Genomic DNA, 15,568 nt, shown 5'->3' with positions numbered 1-15,568 from the left:
TATCGGTTATCGTTCGTGAATAATACTCAATTTCATGCTGGAAACACTACAAAAACAACCAAAACACGAACGTTAAGATGTTGACATCACAAAAAATGGAAAAAACGCATTTTAATGTTCGGATTTTGCTGTTGCTATTATCTTATCGAAAAATGACAAAAGAAAGAACGGGAAGTTGTCGATCATTCGTTCAGTGGAGGAGAGGAGGGCATAATGAAAAACCTCTTACATACCGAAGTACGTAAGAGGTTTCTTCCATTAGTAGATGGAATACTATTCCACTTTAATAGAGTCGGTCGGGCATCCTTCAGCAGCATCACGAACATCGTCATGCAGGATATCCGGGATTTCAACGCTGTTAGCATTGTCATCCAACTTGTTGAACGCAAGGCCCTCATCGTCGTAATCAAAGACGTCAGGAGCCGTGGCGCCACAAGCACCGCAAGCAATACAAGTATCTTTATCTACCCATGTAGTCATCGTGGTTTCACCTCCCATACCGAAGTGGTACGTCCACTATCATAGATCATTGTATGCTCTTGGTGACAAGATTTCAAGATTGAATCAGTCTAAAAATGTACGACTACTTATAAAGAGGGATTTCAGGTGCCCTTAGCACGGAGTAGAGCTGTGTATTCAAGCGTTTAAAATCTCCCGCAGATACTGCATCTGTCGCGTTCAAAATCTTCACGGCAGCGGCTAAATCCTTGATTCCTAGTGCCTGAACTTCGTTGGATGCAATGAGCAAATCAAGTCTTGCAGTCAAGTCTTCAGGACTATAGCTGCTCCATTGATTGCTTTTTGACATGGCAACAGCTGCGAGATAGGTGCGGTAATGGAACGGATACTGCTTCCATTGTGCGGTGTTAACGGTTCCAGGCAATTGCTTCGGCATGCCTTGCTTCACCACATAAGCCGATTCCCAAGACGCGATGGAGTGATACACCATTTCCTGTGCGGTTAGCCAGTTATTTTGGAAAAGCGTCAGGCTAGCTCCAATGGAAGCAGGCGTAGCCTTATTTTGATCGGAACGAATCTGCTCCATACTATCCAAATACGCCCGTACACTGTTCGTAAAGGTGGCGTGAGCTTGTCTCAGCATGGGTGACGTCGGCAAGGGAACGTTTTTCTCCAGCTCTTTCCTTGTCTGGTCAGCTAAACTGCTGAGATGCTTCAAGCCTTCGGTCCGTTCACTTTCGTTCATTTGATTCCATTTACCCATCGTATCAAAATGTGCTTGCTTCAGATCAAGCAGCGGTGCATAAACGGCATAGTAAAATCGGATAAAGTCCTGTTCGTTGTACAGCTTTTGCTCACGTAGCATTTTTTCTTTTTCGGCTTCCTTTTTCTCAGCTTCGAGTACGGCGGCTTGTTCCGACTCCAATTGTGTCTTCATATAATGGGCCCCGAAAAAAAATCCACCAACTGTGCATGCAAGTGTTATGATGATCATGTACGCCATCATAAATTCAGTTCTTTTCAATCGTTTTGTCATACTATCCTCCAAATACAATGATGCAGTTTACTTCGCTTACTTTGAGCTTTGAAAAATATAGAATGATGTAAGGAGTACCAATGAACAGTCGGAACAGTGCGGCAGAGGAGCAGGACCTCTTATGTGCGGTCGCCTTGAATGCCATGTTACCTCTGGCCAATGAACGAACGCTGCAATCAGCCTACTACATACTGCGTGGCAGAAAAGCCAATCAGACACTGCAAGATGTGCATTTGTATACCCTTTATCCGTATTATCGGATGTTTTCTCGTTTTCCAAGAGAGGATTGGGAGAAAATAGTTTCAACTTTATTTCAGGCGGGCTGGATTTTACCTGTTGATGCAGTTGGAACAAACTCGAAGCCGACCTTTACCTTTTCTGATACAGGATTGCAGCATGCCAAACACATGTACCAAAAATATCGGTTTGATGTATGGTTCGCACCTTTTACCCAGTCTGATTTGGCGGAGCGAATCGAACCATTTTGGAATAGACTTCATCTTATGGTGCAGACGATCTCGCAAATGCATCAGGGTGATCTCGGTTTCATTCCGGTCGTTTCGGACAAGCCAGCACAGCGTTGGGTAAAAAACCAATTATCTGATGGGACATTGCGAAATGCTTGGAAACAGCAATTGTCTGACGAGCTATATCGATTATGGGAGCCCCTGGATGAAGGTGTGCAGGAGCTTTTGTTTTGTCAACTGTCAGGAGTAGGACAAGTTGGCAAGACCATGGGGCAAGTAGCAGAGATTCGCCAAACGAGTCGTAGCTATCTCATGCTGCAATTTCGATATGGGCTAGCAGCGTCGATTCAGACGTTGCTTGCAGAGAGCAATCATTATCCTCTTTTATCAAAACTGGTTACAGAATCCCACAAGCTTGATCCACGTCTCACCGAAAGTGCTGCCCGAACGTACGCAATGCTTCAGACTGGCTGTGACAAAAAGGAAATAGCGAAGAGACGACAAATGAAAGAAAGTACAATAGAAGATCATTTGGTAGAGATTGCCCTGCGCTGTCCGGAATGGGACATGACAACGTATTTACCAAATGAGCTGGCAAAAGAGATCGTGGAAACGAGTGAGCGACTCGATACAAGCAGACTCCGGCTCATCAAGGATCAATTGGAAGCAACAGTAACGTATTTGCAGATCCGATTGGCATTGGCACGAGCGACGAGGGGGGCAAAATGAATAAACAGCTCATGTGCGACAGATTAAAGCTGCATTTTGGATATGACTCGTTCCGCTCCGGTCAGGAGCCTATTATTGAACGTCTACTACATGGACGAAGTGTTCTCGGGCTATTAGCAACAGGTGGTGGGAAATCAGTGACGTATCAGCTACCAGCAATGCTTTTGCCGGGTCTGACCGTCGTGGTTTCCCCATTGATCTCCTTGATGGTCGATCAGGTGCAGCAGCTTCGAGCGCGAAAAAAAATACCGGCTACCTATTTGAACAGCATGCAAGATCCGACAGAGTCCCGCGAAATTTTGAAAGGGCTCTCGGAAGGTGCGTACAAGCTTCTGTATATTTCTCCTGAAAAGCTTCAACAGACCTATGTCCAACAAGTGTTAAAGCGAGCGAGGGTGTCCCTGATCGCAATTGATGAAGCGCATTGCATCTCGCAATGGGGACATGACTTTCGCACAGATTACTTGCGATTGCCTGAAGTCGTGAAACAATTGGGAGCACCTCCTGTTCTGGCTGTGACGGCGACTGCGACGGCGTCTGTTCGTGAGGAAATTTGCAACTTATTTTCCATTAAAAAGGAAGATATTGTGTTGCAGTCCCTGAATCGGGCAAATATCGCCTATGATCTGGTTGAAGTTGGGGAGGAAACAGACAGGCGTTCGTATGTATTTGATCAGATCGATCGTTTGCAGGGGCCTGGAATCGTTTACTGCAGCACGCGACAAGCAGTAGATGTGTTGGCAGCCTCTTATCAACTCGAAGGGAAAAAACGCGTTCACGGTTACCACGGGGGCATGAACAGCATGGAGCGAATGCTGATCCAATCCCAATTTCTCGCAGAAGAGCTGGATGTTATTATTGCAACCAATGCATTTGGTATGGGAATCGACAAGCCAGATATTCGCTACGTCATCCATTATCAAATGCCAGCCAGTTTAGAGGCATACGCACAAGAAATCGGGCGGATCGGCCGTGACGGCAAGCCCGGGTATGCGCTGCTTTTATTTTCGTGGGACGATTTGCAGATTCATCAGCACATGCTGGAGAAGGAGTACCCGACACAAGTACAAGTTCAAAAATACGAGCAGTTGTGCAATACTGGAGTACCTTTGACGAACGAGGCCTTGGCGATGATGGATATATCCGAAGAGATGGGCGCTCTCCTTGCCTTTTATACGGAAAGAGTGCTGGGCTTAAACGAAGCTGCTGCTGCGGGAGAGTCCTATTCAAAGGCTCATATCATTTGGCAGGAAACAGAAAAGAGAAAAAGCTTTAAGCAAAAAAAGCTGGCAGAAATGGTATCTTACGTAAGAGGAGAAAACTGTTTGCGTGCGAGCATTAATACGTATTTTAAAGAAAAGGATCATCAATTTGATCTGTACTGCTGTAAGAATTGTGGCCTAACTATGGATGTGTATTTCCAAACGAATGACCATACAATCGCAAAGAACGAACAAATCAAATGGAATTTGCGGCAGGCGTTAGACACTCTTTTGCCGAACAAATAAAGGAGAGAAACATCGAGTGAAGGAAGATCGGCTAGAGGTGGATGAAGCCACTCTTCGGCTGAATCTATGGTTGACACAAGGAATCGTGATGGGAGTGGCTGCTGCCGGTAGCTTATTCGTGCTGGGCTGGGATGCTACTCTGTCCTTGTTTACTTTGCCAGGCTGGAATGCCGTACTATGGGCCGTGTTTGTAGCCGCAGGTATTATCATCGCGAGTATTGTGATGGATCGTTACTTGCCGAAGCGATGGCAGGATGATGACAGTATCAATGAAAAAGTTTTTGGCGCCATGTTACCATCTACCACGATTCTCGTCTGTATGGTAGTAGGGGTTGGAGAGGAATGGCTATTCCGTGGAGTGATTCAATCGCTTGCCGGGAACTTTTGGAGCAGCCTTATTTTTACACTGATCCACGTACGTTATTTGAAAAAACCGCTCATGATCATAAGTGTATTTGGTACAAGCTTGATCTTGGGGCTCTTGTTTTCTCATTATCAGTCCCTTTGGCCCTCAATTGTGGCTCATATCCTTATTGACGTCATGTTAGCATTTTATCTACAAAAAACAATCAAGAAAAAGGGGGAGGAAGAGTGAATCTTGAGCATAATCCATTACCACCCCGACGCTCCCGTCATACTCGCCCTAAAGCGTCGTTCTCGTTTAAAAAGTGGATTCAACCGGGATTGTACTTGTTTGGATTCGTCTTTTTCGGGTTGATTGGTTTTGAGTTGTACAGGGCCAATATCCCACATGAGTCAGCAGCTTCTGGTAGTGTTGAAGTGAAAAATGCTGAAGGGAAGGAAGTTAGCAAAACCATTACCACCCCGCAAGGGAGTAAGGCAGGAGAAAAGGAGCCTGTATCCGTCGTTCTCACTCCTACGCCTGATTCTAATGCAAATGTGACCACCCCTCCTGACAAAGCGAAAACGATCGAATCAAAGCCGGTTGAACCGATGGTGAAGCCGACAACAAGCGCACAGACAGCTGCTGTGAGACCAGTTCCAGCGAAAACTTCAACTGGTACAACTGTAAGCAAGACAAACCAGATAACAAGTACTTCTCCTAGCGCAGTAGCTACACCGGGAAAACCAGCTTCAACACCACCTGTAACAAAATCAAAGATCGTCAAGCATGTGGTGAAGAAGGGGGAAACGTTGTTTATGCTGTCCCGAAAGTACTATGGAAATAACTCGAACGTAAGACGAATAGCAAAATACAACGGGCTTCATTCAGAAGCAGGGCTCGTCGAAGGAAAAGTTGTTTTGGTTCCACTCGTTCAGTAATGAGATCGTGCTCCACTGGTCATGCTATCGGGAAAAGGATAAGCAGGTGGATGTAAGTGGAGTATGATACAGTCATTGTCGGCGGCGGGATTGCAGGGCTTCAAACTGCCATTCAACTTGCAAGATGCCTTCGACGCGTTGCAGTCATTGACATGCCAGGTGGTCGATCAACAATCGCCAAAGCCTACCGAAATATCCTCGGATTTTCGGAAGGGGTTAGTGGCGATTTTTTGCGTCATGCGGGCAAGGAGCAAGCACAAAAATACGGAGCAATTTTGATAACAGATGAGGTAACCAAGCTTTCTACCGACCCAAGCGGCTTATTTTCGATAGGTACAAAAAGCGGCATACATACGCTTACTTCGCGAACGCTGGTTTTGGCAACCGGCATGCGTGATCCGTTCCCAGCCATCCCTGGCTTCTCCGATTGTGTAGGGATATCGATTTTCTTGTGTCCCGACTGTGACGGCTATGAAACAGTTGACAAAGCCACGGCAATCATTGGAGCGGGCCCACACGCTGTTTCGATGGCAGACGAACTTATTTATTATACCAACAGGTTAACAGTCATTAACCATGCAGAAGTGCAGGTGGATACGCAGACTGTCTCTGAGCTGAGCAAACGAGGGATCATGTATCGGGAGGAAAAAGTATATGCTCTTCATCATACGGCGGGGCAATTGCAAGAAATCGAGCTCTCTTCAGGTGAACGGTTGTCTGTAGAAAGAGCATTTCTTGCTTTTCCTGGTGCGCATGCTTTGACAGAGCTTTTACGTGGTTTTTCCGTGCAAATTCATGAAAAAGGCCACATCCAAACGAACCCGCGAACAAAAGAAACGGATCATCCCAACATCTGGGCTGTTGGCGATATCAATGAGCATTCTCAGCAGGTGTCCATTGCCATGGGAGATGGGACACAGGCGGCTATTTGGATTCAAAAGCGGCTGCGTGAATTGGAGATGTAGAAAAACGCCTGATTCTGGGCGTTTTTTCATGTACAAACCTTTATGAACGAGAAGGAACCCGAACTAGCAGAACCAAATATAAATACAGAAGAACAATGAAGGGGAACTTTTCCTGGGAAAGCGCAGGAAGTGACAGACAACAACAAAGTTTCTTTTTTTATGAGTGGATTCGACATCGGCAGGCGAATGCTGCGTAGGTGTCATGGTAGCTTTGTTCCAGTAACTAAATGTGATATGATAGGACTACCCCGTATTTTCCAGTCCATCAAAAAATGGATGAATGCCAACAGGTATTCGCCGGAGAATGTGGAGAACTCTTACAGGCTTACCATCATATTTTGTAGTACGACTGGATGGCGAGGAGGGACAGTCATGCGTGTTGAACGCCTTGGTCAAGATAAAATACGAATCTTTTTAACTTTTGACGACCTCTCAGAGCGCGGGATAGAAAAAGAAGACATGTGGCGTGACATTCCTAAAGTTCATGAACTGTTCAACGACATGATGGAACAGGCTTATCACGAATTAGGGTTTGAGGTATCAGGGCCTGTTGCAGTTGAAGTGTTCGCCTTGCCAGCTCAGGGAATGGTCGTAATCGTAACGCGTGGCAAGACGGGCTCAAAGGACGGAAAAGAGGAAGAATTCGAAGACGAGGATGTATACGAGCTAGAGGTAACATTGGAAGAAAGCGATTTGATCATGTATGCCTTCCGGGACTTTGAGCATATGGTTGAAGCCGCCCACCGCATTAACGCCCTTTTGACCAATGGCGGGGCTGCCTACTTCTACCAGGGGAAATATCATCTGGTGCTGGAGGAAGTCGACTTGGATCAGGAGCGTTATCACAAGCTAATTGCGATCCTCTCTGAGTACGGAGAAGCGACGCCGATAACGATTTATGTGTTGGAAGAATACGGGAAAGTGATCGTTGCCGACGATGCTGTAAAAGAAATATGCAGGCATTTCACGTAATCAAAAAAGAAATGTCTGGGAATATAAAACAGCACCTAGTCAACCAACTAGGTGCTGTTGCTGTCTGTATCGATTATGCTAGGCCGTCAAAAAAATCAGCCTCTTTACCTTGAAGGGTATAGTTCGGAAGGCTGTGCCAAGCCAAGATGTAATGATTGTTTGGCGGAACAGAATCGTGCTCGCCTTTTGTTACACCTGGAAACACGCGCTCTACTGATAAGTGCTGTGTTCTGTGTGCCCGCAAGGCATCAGCTACTTTCGGCATATATTCAGGTGCGTGAATGATCGTCGTAATGCTCTCGATTGGATCTGTAAAGGGTGGCTTCATCGTACTAAATCCTTCGTCGGATGAGCGAGTCGCATAATAAAGCTTTCGCACACATGTTTCTGGGCCTAAAGAAAGGACAGCCTGGGTGGTAGCATGACTAATCGCTAAGTGGTCAGGATGTCCGGAGATGCCATGCGGTGCAAACGTGACGACGATTTCCGGTTGGATCTGGTGAATAGCCTGGTGGATACGAGTAACGAGCTCATCTACGGGCACTGTGTTTAAGAACTTATCCTGATATTCCCAGACGTCTACCTGATCGAATCCAAGTATGGCACAAGCGTCGCGAAGCTCCTGCTCGCGAAAGCGGGGGAGTTCTTCCGGTGTGCATAATGGTGGTTCGCCAGCTTTTCCTGCTTGCCCTTTTGTTGCGCATAATAGATGTGTGCTGGCCATTTTGGTCTCACTATATTTGGAAATGGAAATCCCACAAGCAAACGTTTCGTCATCGGGATGGGCAAAAATAAACAAAATAGACTTTTTTTTCATAAAAACACCTCCATGAATAAACTTCCACATTACCTTTTCCATTATGGCATAAATTCACTAATCCTGTAATGAAAGAAACAAGTTTGGGGACAATAGAAGCATGGCTGGACGCGCATTTGAAGCTACTGGTACAAAATGCTGTTTGTAAAAGCGATTTCAAAATGGATGGTAAATAATTGAATGATTATGCAAAACAAGGAACGAAAACGTTTTCGAAATGGAAAAAAAACATTTTTAAGCTTCTCATAAATGATACAAGCGTGTATACTAAAGGCGGCATTGACCGAAAACATTTTTGAGGTGGTAAGTAATGGGTAATCAAGACGTGGTAACCGAAAGCACCGAAGGGAAAGAAAAGCAAGAATCATTGAACTTGCTCCATTCAACTCAAACGGTGATCAAGGAAGCACTGGAGAAACTAGGTTACCAAGAATCGATGTTTGAACTCTTGAAGGAACCGCTACGCGTTTTGACTGTACGTATTCCGGTTCGCATGGATAATGGCGAAGTAAAGGTATTTACGGGCTATCGTGCACAGCACAACGATGCAGTAGGTCCGACCAAGGGGGGCATTCGTTTCCACCCGGAAGTTACTGAGGATGAAGTTAAAGCACTTTCTATCTGGATGAGCCTCAAAGCAGGTATCGTCGATCTGCCGTATGGCGGTGGTAAAGGCGGTATCATTTGCGACCCGCGTGAAATGTCCTTCCGCGAACTGGAAAGACTGAGCCGCGGTTACGTTCGCGCAATCAGCCAACTTGTGGGCCCTACTAAAGATATTCCGGCTCCGGACGTCTTTACGAACTCACAGATCATGGCGTGGATGATGGACGAATATAGCCGTATCCGTGAATTTGACTCGCCTGGTTTCATTACGGGTAAACCAATTGCGCTGGGTGGTTCCCATGGCCGCGAAACAGCTACTGCAAAAGGTGTAACCATTTGCATCCGTGAAGCAGCAAAGCGTCGTAACATCGATGTAAAAGGTGCTCGCGTAGTTGTACAAGGCTTTGGTAACGCTGGTAGTTACTTGGCAAAATTCATGCATGATGCAGGCGCTAAAGTCGTAGGTATCTCTGATGCATACGGTGCGCTGCATGATCCAAACGGTTTGGATATCGACTACTTGTTGGATCGTCGTGATTCCTTTGGTACAGTTACAAAACTGTTCAACAACACGATTACCAACAAAGAGCTTCTTGAACTGGAATGCGACATTTTGGTTCCGGCAGCAATCGAAAACCAAATCACAGCTGCAAACGCTCACAACATCAAGGCGTCAATCGTAGTAGAAGCGGCAAATGGCCCAACTACTTTGGAAGCAACTAAGATTTTGACTGAGCGTGGAATTCTTCTCGTTCCAGACGTACTTGCTAGTGCTGGTGGTGTGACTGTTTCCTACTTCGAGTGGGTACAAAACAACCAAGGCTACTACTGGTCTGAAGAAGAAGTAGAAGAGAAGTTGGAAAAAGTAATGGTTCGTTCGTTTGAAAATGTATACTCCATGTCTCAAACTCGCCGCATTGACATGCGTCTGTCTGCTTACATGGTTGGTGCCCGCAAGATGGCTGAGGCTTCTCGCTTCCGCGGTTGGGTATAATTCTTCAAACAACCCTCCATATATTGAGAAAACATGGCTCCGCCTTTTAGCGGGGCCTTTTTTTATTGTGTGTGGCTGTAGTGGAGAGAAGAATATTTCCAGGCTAGGCTCCGGGCTTCGTCCTGCTGAGGGTTGAGACTGTCCGCTCCGAAGGGATTCGCGGGGAAACGCAAAAGTGGTAGCCGCTTCGAAGTAGGAGCACGGTTGCGTTTCTTTTGCCCGCAAATCCCTTCTCCGCTTGGTAGGACTTCACAAGTCGCTACGCCTGGAAATATTCTTCTCTGTCGTAACTAATCGCATTCTTCAATCATTTAAGGCATTTAAAAACTAGGGGAAAGCTCGTAGAGGAAACAGGAGAAAACAGCGAAGATCTTAGGGACACCGACCGAGACGCAATGCAAAAAGCGAAACACGCTCTTAAGCGTCCACCTCTGAAACACATCCTGAAGGGACAACTTTGGACGCGGTTTCGCTTTTTGCATGGAGTCGTACAGTCAATCCCCCAGCGGGTGGCCCTAGAATCTGAGCGTTTTCTCCTGTTTCCTCCCCACCACAACAGCACCGAACAACATGTTTCCAAAGACAAAAAACCTCCTGAAAAACCAGGAGGCTTACGTCATATGATTTACTGGTCGAACAACAGCTGCAGCTCTTTGAAAGTCCGTGTTTTTTGCAGCGTTACAATTAACTTTAGACGAGCCTTTTGCCCATTTAAGCCATTGGAGAAGATGATGCCCATCTCTTTTAGCTTGCGACCTCCACCTTCATAGTCATAGATATCCTGCACCTGGCCATTGTAGCAGCGAGAGACGAGGACGATCGGTACGCCTTTGTCCAGTAATTGCTGCAGGGTAGGGATGATAGCGGGTGGAAGATTACCCAATCCAAATGCCTCTACGACGAGTCCATCAATTTGCTGCTCCAATAAAAACTGTAGCCAAGAAGGCTCCATGCCAGCAACTGCCTTGATCAACGGAACATTCGCGTCAGCATGGGTAATGGCATAGTGCTCGCGATCCAATGGAGCGTGGTGGTATTGCACGCTTTTTTTCGCAATGGTTCCAATCGGTCCGTATTGTGGCGACTGGAAGGTAGCGACATTGCTCGTGTGTGTTTTCGTTACGTGACGTGCCGCGTGAATTTCGTCATTAAAAACAACGATAACCCCTTTGTTCAAACTGTCGGAATCTGCAGCTACACGTACGGAAGAAATGAGATTGACTGGCCCGTCAGCTCCGAGCTCATTACTGCTGCGCATGGCTCCGGTTACGACAATCGGGACGTTGACCGACAAAGTCAGATCCAGGAAGTATGCGGTCTCCTCCAACGTATCAGTCCCATGGGTAATGACGATGCCATCATAATGATCTTGTTCAAAGGCTTCCTCAATATCGAGACGCAGCTGATTCATGATCGCAGGAGTCATATGAGGGCTAGGTAGGTTGAGTACATTTTTCATGGTGACATCCGCGTGTTTTTCTAAAAAAGGAAGGATTTTGTTGACTGCTTGATCATCCAATGGCTTTACGCCTTCTGAGTCATCGACAGACATGGCAATTGTACCGCCTGTGTTCACTACCAAAATTTTTTTTGACATGATCTCTCTCCTGTAGCGGGTTTTCATCAACCATTATTCATGGTACGATGAATGATAGTCTTGTGTAAAGGAGTAATAAAAGATGATTGCTTTGATCGGCGCGGCAGTTGCCCCCGGTATCGCCATCTTAAGTTACTTTTACCTGCGTGACAGTCTCGAACCGGAGCCGATTTCAATGGTCATCCGGTCGTTTATCTTTGGTATGCTGCTGGTCGTACCGATTATGGTACTACAGTACATCATGCAGAATGAATGGAACTGGCGGGATGGCATTGTCGCGGAAGTTTTCCAATCCGCTGTCGTGGAAGAATTTTTTAAATGGATGGTCATCTATTTTACGGTTTATAAACATTTGGAATTTGATGAGCCATACGATGGAATTGTTTATGCGGTTGCGGTGTCACTTGGTTTTGCTACGCTGGAGAATTTGTTTTACCTCATTATCAATGGAACAGATATCGCCATCTGGCGTGCCTTTCTGCCGGTATCCAGCCATGCGCTGTTTGCGGTGTGGATGGGCTATTATCTCGGACGGGCCAAGTTTTCCAAGGACGCCAAACATGAACGGCTTTTTTTATGGATGTCGATTACCTTGCCGATCGGCTTGCATGCTTTGTACAACTTGATTTTTTTGGCGGTCCAAAACTGGTTGGTAGTGATTGTGCCATTCATGCTTGTATTGTGGTGGCAGGGCTTAAAAAAGGTACAAAGAGCACACGATTTCGGTTCTAAAAATCTCTCTTCACGTCCACAATAGACGGTAAGGAGGAGACGTACGTGCTAAAAACCGATCGAGCAAAAGTGACAATTCAATGCAATGTATGTGGAGAAAAGTTTACACTGCGTGGTCATCGAGAACCTGGAGGGCAAATAGAAACAGGGTTCAAGCAGTGCCTTTGTGATAACGACAAGCATTTTCGGATTGATGAGTCCTGATCTTTTCCATCCCAACTAAAAAAGTGTGACGAATCTATGTGGGCCGATGCAAAGAGCATCGGTCTTTTTCTATATCCAGATTTACATGCATAATCCACTCTTCCTCCACCAACACTATGCAAAGATTTCAATACATGCCAAGGAGGATTCAGCCGTGCGTACAATCTGGATCGCAGGTGTGTTGGTGATGTTGGTGGCAGCGGGCTTAAGTGGATACAAGGCTGTCTGGAAGGAAAAGAATGTAGCTGCCGTACAAGAGGAGCAGATAGCTGCACCTGCAGCAAAGGATAAGACGGTCAAGACCAAAGCCAGCTTCCATCCTTCACGAGTCTCTGACAATGATTTAAAAATCATGGCGAATGCTGTTTACGGGGAGTCAAGAGGAGAGCCGTTTGAAGGGCAAGTTGCTGTCGCTGCCGTTATATTGAACCGCGTCAAGAGCCCTACGTTTCCTGATACGCCCTCGGCAGTGATTTTCGAACCACGTGCTTTTACAGCAGTTGCTGATGGTCAAATATGGCTTACACCGAATGAAAGTGCGATGAAAGCAGTGAAGAATGCACTAAACGGCTGGGATCCGACGGGAGGCTGCACGTACTATTTTAATCCGGATACAGCAACATCTGGTTGGATTTGGACCAGGCCGCAGGTGAAAAAGATCGGGAAACATATCTTTTGCAGATAATGGATGCATAATCAAAGGAGGAGTGGCAAGGGATGGTATATGGAGCAACAGCACGCGTGTTATTTCCCGTTGCCCTAGTTGCCTTAATAGGCGCTGGCGTGTGGGGATATCAGGAGCATAATGAGAAAAACTCGGTCTTGATCAAAGCGGAAAACTCATACCAACGGGCTTTCCATGATCTCACTTATCATGTGGACAAGCTGCACGATGAGCTTGGCAAATCGCTGGTGGTCAACTCGCGCAGACAAATGACCCCTATCTTGACGAGTGTTTGGCGCCTTTCCTATGCGGCACAAGCGGATGTCGGACAACTGCCATTGACCTTGATGGCATTTAACAAAACAGAAGAAATGCTGTCGAGGGTCGCGGATTTTTCCTATCGCGTCGCTGTGCGTGACCTCGACAAGCAGCCATTGAGTCAGAGTGAATACAAGACATTAAAGAGCCTTCACACCCAAGCAAAGGAAATCCAGGATGAGCTGCGCAAGGTACAAACCGTCGCGATGGACAAACAATTGAGATGGATGGATGTCGAGACGGCTTTGGCCTCCAATAAAAGCAAAGAGGACAATTCCATCATCGACGGATTCCAAACCATTGAGAAAAAAGTACAGGAATACCCTGATTTAGACTGGGGCGTCGGAATACAGAGTCTCGATAAGAAAAAGCAGCAGCGAATCAAAGGGATCGATGGCAAACCAGCTACAAAAGAGGAAGCAGAGAAGAGTGCACTATCGTTTCTCGGGTTGAAGCCAGGAGATGCGAAAGTAGAAGTAAACGATAATGGCAAGGGGCAGGAATACTCGGCGTATAGCGTACATGTCACGCCAAACGGGCACAAGACAGGTATTAACCTTGATGTTACCAAACGCGGTGGAAAAGTCGTTTGGATGATGAACGAGCGTGGAATTGGCGAGGAAAAGCTGGACATGAAGCAGGCGGAAGAAAAAGGTAGAGTGTTCTTGCAGAACCATGGATTTGACAATATGCAGGTCTCTGAGATTGACAGCTACGACCGCAACGCACTCTTTACGTTTGTGCCAGTTCAGGATGGCGTCAGAATTTATCCGGACGGAGTGGTCGTTGAGATAGCGTTGGACAACGGAGAGGTTACTGCCTATAATTCGACGGAGTATCTGTTTAATCACAAAAAGAGAATTCTCTCCAAGCCCCGCCTCTCGAAAGAAGAAGCAAGGAAAAAAGTCAATCCGAGTGTAAAAGTGACGGATCAGCGACTTGCCCTAATCGAGGGGAAAAACGATGGAAAAGAAGTGCTGGCGTGGGAAATGACAGGCAGCTTTGAAGGGAATTCGTACATGGTCTATATCAATGCCTTGAATGGAGAAGAAGAAGAAGTTGTGAAAATGGAAACGGGATCGGGACAGAACGAAGGACAATAGTCTTAAAAAAATAGGGGGAAAGCTAGTTTTTTAGCGGCTTTCCCTATTTGCTGATTCGAAACAAAAGGGTATATAATGGAAAGGGTGATAGGAAGGGGAGGAACAATTACTTTATGATGCTTCCACGAATAGGACAAATAATAAGACTAAACTTCACGAGTTCCTCAGAAGAAACGGAGCTGCAAACCTTCAAAAGCCGTGTGGCTGATTTGAAGGAAGATGTAGCTTCTATCGAGTTGCCGACCAGCGAAAACACTGGACGGACTGGGGTGTTTCAACCAGGGACAGAATGCTTGGTTTGGTATGTTGGTGAGGATGGCTCACGCTATGAATTCCGCTCTGCGATTGTCGGCAGACAAAACAATCACATTCCTGTTCTGCTTCTGCAACTGCCGGCTAAAGAGGAGATTGTGCGCACACAGCGACGAAACTACTTGAGAATTGACACCACGGTAGACATCGCAGTCAAACTGGATGATCCGATTCGCCGTTATCATTTTCTAGCACGAACGTTAGATATCAGTGGTGGTGGGCTGTCTTTTAGCTGTGAGGAAAGCTATCATTTAAAGGAAAAAGACAACTTGCACGTCTGGATTTCCCTTCCAAGTAAAAATGGACAGGTTCAACATGCTTTTGTTGTGATGGAAATCGTCAGACAAAAACCGGCGGAAGAAAAAGGTTTGCACCAATGGATTTCGGGTAAGTTCACCCAGATCAGTGAGCAAGATCGAGCAAAAGTGGTTAGAGCGTGTTACGAGAGACAGCTAGAGCTTCGCAAAAAAGGCGTTGTGGATTGACGCTTCATCAGAGGAAGTGACCCTATTGACCAGTCAGTACAACGATCGTTTTCGCAGCTTTTCCAAACGGGTAGAAAAAGGCATCATGATTGGAATTGTCGTATGTGCGATTGTACTGACCATAGGCGAAGTCCTCATTCAGTACGTACCCGCAAGATTAGTATTAATCGAAACAGAGCGCTTGGAAGGCGTGTCCAGAGAGCCCTAAAGGTTTGCGCATGCTTCCATACTATGGTACTATTATAGATAACATAGAAAACGGTCTTGGATCGTTTTTTCATCACACAAAGAATGGGAAAGGGCTTCGACAGAAGCT

At 46.2% G+C, this 15,568-nt stretch carries 17 protein-coding genes; 13 read left to right on the top strand and 4 right to left on the bottom strand.

Annotated elements, in window-relative coordinates; genetic code table 11:
- Window positions 1–273: 273 nt before the first annotated feature.
- Complete coding sequence (locus HP570_RS13005) at window positions 274–480, bottom strand: ferredoxin (protein WP_007724004.1); 207 nt, start codon at window positions 478–480, stop codon at window positions 274–276.
- A gap of 103 nt (window positions 481–583) precedes the next feature.
- A complete protein-coding gene (locus tag HP570_RS13000; protein ID WP_012686113.1) occupies window positions 584–1,495 on the bottom strand; it encodes a hypothetical protein in 912 nt (303 codons plus the stop codon).
- Window positions 1,496–1,575: 80 nt separating this feature from the next.
- On the opposite strand from HP570_RS13000, the gene HP570_RS12995 reads away from it, so the two are divergent.
- From HP570_RS12995 to HP570_RS12970, 6 genes are all read left to right on the top strand, one after another.
- The gene (locus tag HP570_RS12995) at window positions 1,576–2,691 is read left to right on the top strand and encodes a YpbB family protein (protein ID WP_173603858.1); all 1,116 of its coding nucleotides are present in this window, start codon (window positions 1,576–1,578) and stop codon (window positions 2,689–2,691) included.
- Entirely contained in the window at window positions 2,688–4,199 is a 1,512-nt protein-coding gene (locus HP570_RS12990; RefSeq protein ID WP_173626011.1) for a RecQ family ATP-dependent DNA helicase, read from the top strand. Before HP570_RS12995 ends, HP570_RS12990 begins: the two co-directional genes overlap by 4 nt.
- Window positions 4,200–4,215: 16 nt before the next feature.
- Window positions 4,216–4,794 (top strand): CPBP family intramembrane glutamic endopeptidase, encoded by a 579-nt coding sequence (locus HP570_RS12985; protein ID WP_173626010.1) that lies wholly within the window; start codon window positions 4,216–4,218, stop codon window positions 4,792–4,794.
- Window positions 4,791–5,483, top strand: a complete 693-nt coding sequence (locus tag HP570_RS29940; RefSeq protein ID WP_173626009.1) for a LysM peptidoglycan-binding domain-containing protein — start codon at window positions 4,791–4,793, stop codon at window positions 5,481–5,483. Before HP570_RS12985 ends, HP570_RS29940 begins: the two co-directional genes overlap by 4 nt.
- A gap of 56 nt (window positions 5,484–5,539) precedes the next feature.
- The gene (locus HP570_RS12975) at window positions 5,540–6,448 is read left to right on the top strand and encodes an NAD(P)/FAD-dependent oxidoreductase (RefSeq protein ID WP_173626008.1); all 909 of its coding nucleotides are present in this window, start codon (window positions 5,540–5,542) and stop codon (window positions 6,446–6,448) included.
- Between the two features lie 372 nt (window positions 6,449–6,820).
- Window positions 6,821–7,420, top strand: a complete 600-nt coding sequence (locus HP570_RS12970; RefSeq protein ID WP_007723994.1) for a genetic competence negative regulator — start codon at window positions 6,821–6,823, stop codon at window positions 7,418–7,420.
- Window positions 7,421–7,493: 73 nt separating this feature from the next.
- On the opposite strand, the gene HP570_RS12965 is transcribed toward HP570_RS12970, so the two are convergent.
- Window positions 7,494–8,237 carry a PIG-L deacetylase family protein gene (locus tag HP570_RS12965; protein WP_173626007.1) on the bottom strand — a complete coding sequence of 248 codons (744 nt, stop codon included), beginning with the start codon at window positions 8,235–8,237 and terminating at the stop codon, window positions 7,494–7,496.
- 310 nt (window positions 8,238–8,547) lie between these two features.
- On the opposite strand from HP570_RS12965, the gene HP570_RS12960 reads away from it, so the two are divergent.
- On the top strand, window positions 8,548–9,837 hold the full coding sequence (locus tag HP570_RS12960) for a Glu/Leu/Phe/Val family dehydrogenase (protein WP_007723992.1): 1,290 nt from the start codon (window positions 8,548–8,550) through the stop codon (window positions 9,835–9,837).
- 625 nt (window positions 9,838–10,462) lie between these two features.
- On the opposite strand, the gene HP570_RS12955 is transcribed toward HP570_RS12960, so the two are convergent.
- Window positions 10,463–11,434 carry an asparaginase gene (locus HP570_RS12955; protein ID WP_012686122.1) on the bottom strand — a complete coding sequence of 324 codons (972 nt, stop codon included), beginning with the start codon at window positions 11,432–11,434 and terminating at the stop codon, window positions 10,463–10,465.
- Window positions 11,435–11,516: 82 nt separating this feature from the next.
- Between HP570_RS12955 and prsW the strand changes: the two genes are divergently transcribed.
- From prsW to HP570_RS12925, 6 genes are all read left to right on the top strand, one after another.
- A complete protein-coding gene (gene prsW / locus HP570_RS12950) occupies window positions 11,517–12,191 on the top strand; it encodes a glutamic-type intramembrane protease PrsW (protein WP_064199956.1) in 675 nt (224 codons plus the stop codon).
- 20 nt (window positions 12,192–12,211) lie between these two features.
- The gene (locus HP570_RS12945; RefSeq protein WP_012686124.1) at window positions 12,212–12,370 is read left to right on the top strand and encodes a hypothetical protein; all 159 of its coding nucleotides are present in this window, start codon (window positions 12,212–12,214) and stop codon (window positions 12,368–12,370) included.
- A gap of 25 nt (window positions 12,371–12,395) precedes the next feature.
- Window positions 12,396–13,055, top strand: a complete 660-nt coding sequence (locus tag HP570_RS12940) for a cell wall hydrolase (RefSeq protein ID WP_142496179.1) — start codon at window positions 12,396–12,398, stop codon at window positions 13,053–13,055.
- A 32-nt stretch (window positions 13,056–13,087) separates the two neighbouring features.
- Window positions 13,088–14,455 (top strand): germination protein YpeB, encoded by a 1,368-nt coding sequence (gene ypeB, locus HP570_RS12935; RefSeq protein ID WP_173626006.1) that lies wholly within the window; start codon window positions 13,088–13,090, stop codon window positions 14,453–14,455.
- 113 nt (window positions 14,456–14,568) lie between these two features.
- On the top strand, window positions 14,569–15,252 hold the full coding sequence (locus HP570_RS12930; protein ID WP_012686127.1) for a flagellar brake protein: 684 nt from the start codon (window positions 14,569–14,571) through the stop codon (window positions 15,250–15,252).
- A gap of 25 nt (window positions 15,253–15,277) precedes the next feature.
- Complete coding sequence (locus HP570_RS12925) at window positions 15,278–15,460, top strand: hypothetical protein (RefSeq protein WP_016740005.1); 183 nt, start codon at window positions 15,278–15,280, stop codon at window positions 15,458–15,460.
- Window positions 15,461–15,568: the final 108 nt, after the last annotated feature.

Origin of the sequence: Brevibacillus sp. RS1.1, assembly GCF_013284365.1 — a bacterium.
In the GTDB taxonomy this organism is placed as follows: Bacteria; Bacillota; Bacilli; order Brevibacillales; family Brevibacillaceae; genus Brevibacillus; species Brevibacillus brevis_D.
Note: the sequence above shows the minus strand (reverse complement) of the source record. Positions and strands in the feature narration are given on the sequence as shown.

Coding starts and splice junctions, on each gene's coding strand:
- HP570_RS13005 (WP_007724004.1), bottom strand. CDS start 480: ATGACTACATGGGTAGATAAAGATACTTGTATTGCTTGCGGTGCTTGT.
- HP570_RS13000 (WP_012686113.1), bottom strand. CDS start 1,495: ATGACAAAACGATTGAAAAGAACTGAATTTATGATGGCGTACATGATC.
- HP570_RS12995 (WP_173603858.1), top strand. CDS start 1,576: ATGAACAGTCGGAACAGTGCGGCAGAGGAGCAGGACCTCTTATGTGCG.
- HP570_RS12990 (WP_173626011.1), top strand. CDS start 2,688: ATGAATAAACAGCTCATGTGCGACAGATTAAAGCTGCATTTTGGATAT.
- HP570_RS12970 (WP_007723994.1), top strand. CDS start 6,821: ATGCGTGTTGAACGCCTTGGTCAAGATAAAATACGAATCTTTTTAACT.
- HP570_RS12965 (WP_173626007.1), bottom strand. CDS start 8,237: ATGAAAAAAAAGTCTATTTTGTTTATTTTTGCCCATCCCGATGACGAA.
- HP570_RS12960 (WP_007723992.1), top strand. CDS start 8,548: ATGGGTAATCAAGACGTGGTAACCGAAAGCACCGAAGGGAAAGAAAAG.
- HP570_RS12955 (WP_012686122.1), bottom strand. CDS start 11,434: ATGTCAAAAAAAATTTTGGTAGTGAACACAGGCGGTACAATTGCCATG.
- prsW (WP_064199956.1), top strand. CDS start 11,517: ATGATTGCTTTGATCGGCGCGGCAGTTGCCCCCGGTATCGCCATCTTA.
- ypeB (WP_173626006.1), top strand. CDS start 13,088: ATGGTATATGGAGCAACAGCACGCGTGTTATTTCCCGTTGCCCTAGTT.
- HP570_RS12930 (WP_012686127.1), top strand. CDS start 14,569: ATGATGCTTCCACGAATAGGACAAATAATAAGACTAAACTTCACGAGT.